3 protein-coding genes and 1 pseudogene are annotated in these 3,580 nt (G+C 72.1%); 2 read left to right on the forward strand and 2 right to left on the reverse strand.

From position 1 onward, the window contains the following. Window positions 1-17: 17 nt before the first annotated feature. A pseudogene (gene ligA, locus V7050_RS19660) lies at window positions 18-1,709 on the forward strand (NAD-dependent DNA ligase LigA); the annotation flags it as partial. A 52-nt stretch (window positions 1,710-1,761) separates the two neighbouring features. Here the strand turns inward: ligA and V7050_RS19665 are convergent. Then, a complete protein-coding gene (locus tag V7050_RS19665) occupies window positions 1,762-2,208 on the reverse strand; it encodes an iron-sulfur cluster assembly scaffold protein (RefSeq protein ID WP_324369800.1) in 447 nt (148 codons plus the stop codon). Window positions 2,209-2,283: 75 nt separating this feature from the next. Between V7050_RS19665 and hisI the strand changes: the two genes are divergently transcribed. Further along, window positions 2,284-2,643: a phosphoribosyl-AMP cyclohydrolase gene (hisI, locus tag V7050_RS19670; RefSeq protein ID WP_324369798.1), complete on the forward strand. Its 360-nt coding sequence runs from the start codon at window positions 2,284-2,286 to the stop codon at window positions 2,641-2,643. Between the two features lie 16 nt (window positions 2,644-2,659). On the opposite strand, the gene gluQRS is transcribed toward hisI, so the two are convergent. After that, window positions 2,660-3,535 (reverse strand): tRNA glutamyl-Q(34) synthetase GluQRS, encoded by an 876-nt coding sequence (gene gluQRS / locus V7050_RS19675; protein ID WP_324369810.1) that lies wholly within the window; start codon window positions 3,533-3,535, stop codon window positions 2,660-2,662. Window positions 3,536-3,580 lie beyond the last annotated feature (45 nt).

The raw sequence follows: 3,580 nt of genomic DNA on the forward strand, positions 1-3,580 counted from the left end.
CGCCCACCCGGCGCTAGGAGGGGGGCGGGCTCGGGGTGCCCGCGCCCCGGGGCGACGGCGAGACCGGCGAGAACGTCACCGCCAATGCCCGCACCATCGGCGAGATCCCGCAGGCGCTCTCGGATGCGCCCGACCTGCTGGAGGTGCGGGGCGAGGTCTACATGACCCACGCCGATTTCGCCGCCCTCAACGCACGCCAGGCCGCGGCGGGCGGCAAGACCTTCGCCAACCCGCGCAACGCCGCCGCCGGATCGCTGCGCCAGCTCGACCCCGCCGTCACTGCCGCCCGCCCGCTGCATTTCTTCGCCTATGCCTGGGGCGAGGTGAGCGAACCCCTCGCCGGAACCCAGTCGGGCGCCATCGCGCGCCTCGGCGCGCTCGGTTTCGCCACCAATCCCCTCATGGCGGTCTGCGAGACCACCGATGCGCTCATCGCCCGCTACCGCGCCATCGAATCCATGCGCGCCAGCCTCGGCTACGACATCGACGGCGTGGTCTACAAGGTCGACCGGCTCGACCTGCAGGCCCGGCTCGGCTTTCGCTCCACCACCCCGCGCTGGGCCGTAGCCCACAAGTTCTCCGCCGAACGCGCCACCACGGAGATCGAGGCGATCGAGATCCAGGTGGGACGCACCGGTGCGCTGGCCCCCGTCGCCCGCCTCGTCCCGGTGACCGTCGGCGGCGTCGTCGTCTCCAACGCCACCCTGCACAACGCCGACTACATCGCCGGGCGCGATTCGCGCGGCAACCCGATCCGCGAGGGCCGCGACATCCGTGTCGGGGACTGGGTGACGATCTACCGCGCCGGCGACGTCATCCCCAAGATCGAGGACGTCGACCTCGGCCGCCGCCCGGCCGATGCCGTTCCATACGTCTTTCCGACGACCTGCCCGGTCTGCGGCTCCGACGTCATCCGCGAGGAGGGCGAGGCGGTGCACCGCTGCACCGGCAACCTGATCTGCCCGGCCCAGGCGGTGGAGAAACTCCGCCATTTCGTCTCCCGCGGGGCCTTCGACATCGAGGGCCTCGGTGCGAAGCAGGTGGAGGCCTTCTTCAACGAGGGCTGGATCCGCGAGCCCGCCGATATCTTCGCGCTGGAGGCCCGCCACGGCGAGGCACTGCGCAGCCGCGAGGGATGGGGCGAGAAATCCAGCCGCAACCTCTTCCGCGCCATCGCCGAGCGCCGCCGCATCCCGCTCGACCGGCTGATCTTCGGCCTCGGCATCCGCCATGTCGGCGAGAGCGCGGCGCGGCTGATCGCCCGCACCTACGAATCCTGGTCGCGATTCGCGGCGGCGATGGAGGCCGCCCGCGCCCACGAAGGCCCGGAATGGGAGGAGCTCAACGCCATCGACGGGGTCGGCCCCGTCATGGCCGCCAGCCTCGTCGATTTCTTCCACGAGCCGGCCAACCGCGCCGCCCTCGACCGGCTGGTCGCGGAACTCGAGATCGAGGACGTCGAGGCCCCCGCCGCCTCTGGCTCCGCCGTCGCGGGCAAGACGGTCGTCTTCACCGGCACCCTGGAACGGATGACCCGCGCCGAGGCCAAGGCCCGCGCCGAGGCCCTCGGCGCCAAGGTCGCGGGCTCGGTCTCCGCCCGCACCGACTACGTCGTCGCCGGCCCCGGCGCCGGCTCCAAGGAGAAGGCCGCGCGCGCGCTCGGCATCGCCATCCTCACGGAAGAGGAATGGCTGGCCCTGCTGGGATAGGCCCCGGCGGACGAACGCGGTCTCGCAGTCCCTGCCCGCGGGCCCGGCAGCTTCAGGCCGCGGCCAAAGCCTCGTCGCAGGCCGCGAGCGTCGCATCGAAGGCGAGCAGGATCGAGGCGTGGCGGTTCTTGTAGTCCCGCGCCGGCAGCAGGACTTCGAGATCCTCGAAGGGCGGCTCGGGCACCGGCCCGCCGGACTTGAGCATGGCATAGAGCTGATCGCGCGCGCGGGCCACCTCGCTCCGGCTGAGGCCGATCACCTGCCGGCCCAGCACCGCCGCCGAGGCCTGGCCGAGCGCGCAGGCCTTCACGTCCTGCCCGAAGGCCACGATGCGACCGTCTTGCAGGTCGAGATCCACGGTCACGGTCGACCCGCAGAGCGGCGAGCGCTTGCGCGCCGTCACCTGCGGCGCGGCGAGCCGCTCCGCATGAGGCATGTCGGCCGCGAGCGCCAGGACGCGCTGCGAATAGAGCTTGATAAGATCCGTGTCGCCGCTCATCCCCGATCCCTTTGCATCCGCCCGCAACCCCCCATAGATAGGCCGAATCGCAGCGGTCGGAAAGGGAGGCGTGACATGCAGGGCTTCGACATCGCGAGCCTCGCCTTCGACGAGCGCGGGCTGATCCCGGCCATCGCCCAGGACCGCGACGGGACCGTGCTGATGCTGGCCTGGATGAACGCCGAGAGCCTCGCCGAGACGCTGGCCAGCGGAAGCGTCACCTACTGGTCCCGCTCGCGCGGCGAGTTCTGGCGCAAGGGCGCGACCTCGGGCCATGTCCAGAAGCTCGTGGAGCTGCGCATCGACTGCGACCGGGACTGCCTGCTCCTGATCGTCGACCAGACGGGCCCCGCCTGCCATACCAACCGGCGCAGCTGCTTCTACACCGGCCTGCGCGACGGCGCGGAGGCGATCCTGTCGGAACCCCTGGAATGACCGCCTCGGCAAAGGATCACGCACGAACCGCGGCCGTCCGCAGACCCAGCATCGCCCGGATGTCTGCCGGAGTTGCACCTTCCTCCCTCAGCGTGGCCAGCGCGCGCGCCTGATCGCGCTTGGCGAGCCGCCGGCCACTCTCGTCGCGGATCAGCCTGTGGTGGTGCCAGACCGGCACCGGATAGCCGAAAAGCGCCTGCAGCAGCCGGTGCAGCGGCGTCGCCACCATCAGATCCGCCCCGCGCACCACATGGCTGATGCCCTGGGCCGCATCGTCGACCACCACCGCCAGATGATAGGAGGTGCCGATGTCCTTCCTCGCCAGCACCACGTCGCCGACCTCGGCGATCAGCGCCTCGGCGTCGAGCGCGTGCACGCCGGGGGCGACGGGGCCGGTCTCGCGCATGACGAGCTGGGCGAGGGCCTGGGGGCCGCCGAGGCGGGCGATGGCGGCGGCGAGGTCGAGGCGCCAGGCGGCGCCGGGCGGCGCGTCGCGGCGGCCGCGGCAGGTGCCGGGATAGACCGGGCCGTCGAAATCCGCCGCCCCCTCCTGGGGCGCCGAGAGCGCGGCGGTGATGTCGCGCCGGCTGCAGGTGCAGGGATAGACGAGCCCGGTCACCTTCAGCCGCTCGAGCGCCGTCGCATAGGCCGGCAGCCGCGCGGATTGGCGCCAGAGCGGCTTCGGCCAGCGCAATCCGAGCCAGGCCAGATCCTCGAGGATCGCCGCCTCGAACTCGGGCCGCGAGCGGCCGGTGTCGATGTCCTCGATGCGCAGCTCGAACTTGCCGCCGGAGTTTTCGGCGATATTCCAGGCGGTTAGCGCCGAGAAGGCATGGCCGAGATGCAGCCGCCCGGTCGGCGACGGTGCGAAGCGTGTGACGTGGCCGGGCAAGATGTCGCGGTCCGGCGTCGGCGCGGCCGCGCCCGCTCCGCGCCC

The organism is Amaricoccus sp., assembly GCF_036846665.1.
Classification (GTDB): domain Bacteria; phylum Pseudomonadota; class Alphaproteobacteria; order Rhodobacterales; family Rhodobacteraceae; genus Amaricoccus.

Excerpts from the sequence above, each read along its gene's own strand:
- V7050_RS19665 (WP_324369800.1), bottom strand. The coding sequence starts at position 2,208 with ATGAGCGGCGACACGGATCTTATCAAGCTCTATTCGCAGCGCGTCCTG.
- hisI (WP_324369798.1), top strand. The coding sequence starts at position 2,284 with ATGCAGGGCTTCGACATCGCGAGCCTCGCCTTCGACGAGCGCGGGCTG.